Below are 3,830 nucleotides of genomic sequence, written 5' to 3'. Positions count from 1 at the left end.
CTTTATTTCTTTTTTCAATTGGTGTGTAGTCTTCAACAATAACACGTTCACCTACAACAGCGCCTTCACCAAATTTTCCATATAATGAATTTAAAATTCCTTTATGAAAATTTCTCTCAACTTCAGAAGGTGCATTAATTTTATTTCATTGTTTTTCATCAACTCAATCTTTAAATATATATTTTTTCTTAAAATAATAAGTCTTATAAATTGAATAGTCGATATTGTAATATTTGATAAGTCATTCCAAATCTTCTTTTCACATAACTCTTTCTTCCATGTCAACACGTGAAAGATAGTTAGCATTTACTTTCTTTGACTTTTCTTTAAAAATAAGTGGTAAAGAAGTATCTTTAATTTCAGCATGGTACACATGTACAACATAAAGAGTGTCATGATCACAATTAGGTTTGTAATTAAGCAATTTACCATATGGCAATTTAAAATTCATCATCACAGATGGATATAATGAATTTACATCATATGAGTGACCGTCAATATTTTCTAACTTTTTACCGAGAAATTTAGGATTTCAATAAGTATAACCACCTTGATAAGATTTGGCAACTAGCTTTCATTCTTCAAATGTGAAGATAGATTTTTCTTCAAACTCTCCAGATTGATAATTTCACACCTTACCACCAAAATCATTTGCAAATTTTCTTGACCCATAGAATTTTCTAAAATCATCATATGCAGTTGAAGCACGCGTCATCTTTCTTGAATACACCTCATCAACTTTTACAAATGCTCTTCTAATAATTTCTATATCATGTTGTAAGTATTCAAGTAGTTCATTCGGAACCTCATCTTTAGAATTAAATTTTGAATAAGCATCATAATCCATTTGTTTTGTAAGCTTTTCAACACCAACAGTATTTCCAAGTTTTTCAGCACTTTCCATAAGCAATTTGTAAGAACATAATAATGCAACTTCAAAATTATCTTTTTTAATGTATATTGAATATATATTCCCACGATCATCACATATTCAACTTCATTCATTATTTTTAAGTTCAACACCTTTTTCATCATGCACATACTTAAAATCATTTGACAGAAGTCATTTATAGATGAAATTTCCATCAAATTTAAGATTGTGAAAGAATATTTGCTTTATCTTATTCTCAAAGATGTAATCGATAAAACTTTCAATTGAAACATCATATACAAATTCAGAATCTTCTTCAGCTCCTTTCAATCCCCAAATATAAACTCAAGATTTATCAGGATTAACTTTAGCTGTAGTCGTCTCAAAATCAGCAAAATACATTAAAGACTTTCCAAAAGAGCATTTAAAACTTCTTTTAAATGAATAGTGACATCATCTTTTTGAATGTTGTTAACAACAATATCAATTTTATATTTTTTTCTACCAGTCTTTTTATCGATATAGTAATTTCTAATTTTATGAGTTTTTAAACCTAGCAAATTAGCTAATTCAATTATTTCATTTTTAGGATAGTCATTTAATTGATAAAGACCAGCTTTTAAAATAACTAAACATTTATGTTCTGAAGTGTTATATAAATAATAACACTTAGACCCATCCATTAGCTTTGATTCCTTAATTTCTCATTTTAGAGGTAGTTTTATTTCCATTTGTCATCTCCTTTAATTTTTTAATTATAAACGCTTTCATACCAATTGATATTTCTTTATTTTGAGCGTAATATGCCTGAATCAATTTATTTTCTTTAAATTCAGCAACAATGCCAAGTTCAAAGTTAGGTGCTGTTATTTCCCAAATTTCTCCATGACTAGTACTAATGCAGTTACCATATTTTTTACCTAGTTTTGTCAATTCATTACCTTTAATTAAATTGAATTGATATTGGCTTTTTGAAACACTATCTCATTTTTCTTGTTGTCATTTAACTTGTCTTTTCAATCTAATTTGCTCAGATTTAGATTTATTATTTCTTGTTTTAATGAGAAAATCATGAAGTCAAGGTAATTTATCTCAAAAATATAATGAATAAGGCATCTCAACACCAAAAACAGATTTGTATAATGATTTAGTTTCTCTAAACATAAAAATGCTGAATCGATTATCACAGTCGTAATTTATTTTTTCAAGATGTTTTAAAAGTTTAATTGCAGTTCCAATACCAAGATGTGTTGATTCAATGAAGATAAGATATTTGTAGTCTCTTCAAATAAGATTATTTGAAATAATTGTCTCCCATTTTGAAACATCTATGATGGGTGCATCATTAAACAATTGCTCTGTTGATTTATTATAGAAATTTTTAGCTTTACCAACAAAGTTAAATTTTTCCCAACGTCAACTTTCTAAATGGCGATTATTGACATATGATCCTCTTGTGTAAGAATCAACTCATTTATCATCGTTATTACCTTCTTTTCAATTGCCAAAGATAATTGGTGTAATTGATTCATACACGTGAATTTTATTGTTATTAATGATAACTCTTAAAAATGGATATTTTTCACCTGTAACTTCTCAAAATTTAATACCTTTAACTTGCCTTAAATACACTGAATTTAATTTATATTTTTTAAGTGGTTTTGTTTTATCAAACAACTTCTTAATTTCTTTTTTAGTCATTTTCATGTGATATTTTAGTATATTCTTCGATAAGATCAAGTGCTTTTTTAATTCCAAGAGCAAATTTATCATCATGATCAGAAAGATATTGTGCAATATCATTTATAGCATTTTGTACATTTGAAGAATGTACATATTCAAGTTTAGAAACTTCAAGAACATCTCTATTTAAAAGTATTTTGTAGTACATTTGCAACTCTTTAAATCCATCAAATCCAAGAGTTTTAGATCATCTATTAATTGTTGAGACTGTTACAGTGCACTTACATGCAAACACATTTATTGAATCATTAAAGATATCAACATTATTTTTAAATATTAACTCACTAACTAATTTTTCAGCAGCTGTCATTTCTTTATATTTTGATTGACATAGCTTTAATAACTTATTTTTAAGGACTTGTTTTTCTCTTATTTTTTTATTGTAGATTGTCATTACACCCACCCCATAATCTTTGGAATTTCAATAAGTCATTCCATTGGCATAACAAAAATGTAATTTGACTTAATCCATATTCATTTATAGTAGCCGAACATAATTACTAATTTGTCTCGCGTTTCAAGGTCAATAAATTTTGCTTCAATGGCAACTCCGTTAATTGTTAGTTTCATTATTACTCCTTTACATCTTTGAATAATTGTTTGTAGTTAGTTATGATGTCTATTTCCTTTGCTTTGTATGCCTTTCAAGCAGGTTCTTCTATTTCTCGGTATGCTTTTAAAGCAGGTTCTTCTATTTCTTGGTATGCCTTTCAAGCAGGTTCTTTTATTGCTTGGTATGCCTTTCAAGCAGGTTCTTCAATGGCTTTATATGCCTTTCAAACAGGTTCTTTTATTGCTTCATATGCCTCTCAAGCAGGTTGCTTAATAGCTAAGTATGCTTGTCAGGCAGGTTGCTCAATCGCTAAGTATGCTTTTAAGGCAGCTTGCCTAATAGCTCCATATTCTTGTCAGGCATGTTGCTTAATAGCTAAGTATTCTTGTCAGGCATGTTGCTCAATCGCTTCATATGCCTTTAAAGCAGGTTCTTTAATGGCTTCATATGCCTTTTTGTTTTCTGTTAGTTCGACAATAAGTTCTTTGAATAATTCAAGTTTAGTTTTTTCCATGAGATGCTCCTGGAGTATAATACTCATCGTTAAGTTTCATGTTTTTATACATTGTATTGGACATTATTTATCTCCTTTTAGATATTCAATTAGTGCCTTTTCCAAGTCCTCTTTTGTTGCTTCAATGGCAACTCTGTTAATTGTTAGTT

7 protein-coding genes are annotated in these 3,830 nt (G+C 28.4%); 1 reads left to right on the top strand and 6 read right to left on the bottom strand.

Annotated elements, in window-relative coordinates:
* Positions 1-259: 259 nt before the first annotated feature.
* The 6 genes from N1032_RS28465 to N1032_RS22185 form a co-directional block, all read right to left on the bottom strand.
* Positions 260-499, bottom strand: a complete 240-nt coding sequence (locus N1032_RS28465; RefSeq protein WP_407933068.1) for a DNA polymerase — start codon at positions 497-499, stop codon at positions 260-262.
* Between the two features lie 129 nt (positions 500-628).
* A complete protein-coding gene (locus N1032_RS22205) occupies positions 629-904 on the bottom strand; it encodes a hypothetical protein (RefSeq protein ID WP_259542410.1) in 276 nt (91 codons plus the stop codon).
* Between the two features lie 368 nt (positions 905-1,272).
* The gene (locus tag N1032_RS22200; RefSeq protein WP_259542408.1) at positions 1,273-1,554 is read right to left on the bottom strand and encodes a hypothetical protein; all 282 of its coding nucleotides are present in this window, start codon (positions 1,552-1,554) and stop codon (positions 1,273-1,275) included.
* A gap of 13 nt (positions 1,555-1,567) precedes the next feature.
* Positions 1,568-1,804, bottom strand: a complete 237-nt coding sequence (locus N1032_RS22195) for a hypothetical protein (protein WP_259542405.1) — start codon at positions 1,802-1,804, stop codon at positions 1,568-1,570.
* Positions 1,805-2,564: 760 nt separating this feature from the next.
* A complete protein-coding gene (locus tag N1032_RS22190) occupies positions 2,565-2,762 on the bottom strand; it encodes a hypothetical protein (protein WP_259542403.1) in 198 nt (65 codons plus the stop codon).
* A gap of 39 nt (positions 2,763-2,801) precedes the next feature.
* Positions 2,802-3,008, bottom strand: a complete 207-nt coding sequence (locus N1032_RS22185; RefSeq protein WP_259542401.1) for a hypothetical protein — start codon at positions 3,006-3,008, stop codon at positions 2,802-2,804.
* Positions 3,009-3,226: 218 nt separating this feature from the next.
* On the opposite strand from N1032_RS22185, the gene N1032_RS22180 reads away from it, so the two are divergent.
* Positions 3,227-3,830 (top strand): hypothetical protein (locus tag N1032_RS22180; RefSeq protein WP_259542399.1); only part of this gene is annotated, 604 nt, incomplete at its 3' end.

It is taken from the genome of Herbiconiux daphne, assembly GCF_024979295.1.
In the GTDB taxonomy this organism is placed as follows: domain Bacteria; phylum Actinomycetota; class Actinomycetes; order Actinomycetales; family Microbacteriaceae; genus Herbiconiux; species Herbiconiux daphnes.
Note: the sequence above shows the minus strand (reverse complement) of the source record. Positions and strands in the feature narration are given on the sequence as shown.

Coding starts and splice junctions, on each gene's coding strand:
- N1032_RS22205 (WP_259542410.1), bottom strand. CDS start 904: ATGGAAAGTGCTGAAAAACTTGGAAATACTGTTGGTGTTGAAAAGCTT.
- N1032_RS22200 (WP_259542408.1), bottom strand. CDS start 1,554: ATGGATGGGTCTAAGTGTTATTATTTATATAACACTTCAGAACATAAA.
- N1032_RS22190 (WP_259542403.1), bottom strand. CDS start 2,762: ATGTACTACAAAATACTTTTAAATAGAGATGTTCTTGAAGTTTCTAAA.
- N1032_RS22185 (WP_259542401.1), bottom strand. CDS start 3,008: ATGACAATCTACAATAAAAAAATAAGAGAAAAACAAGTCCTTAAAAAT.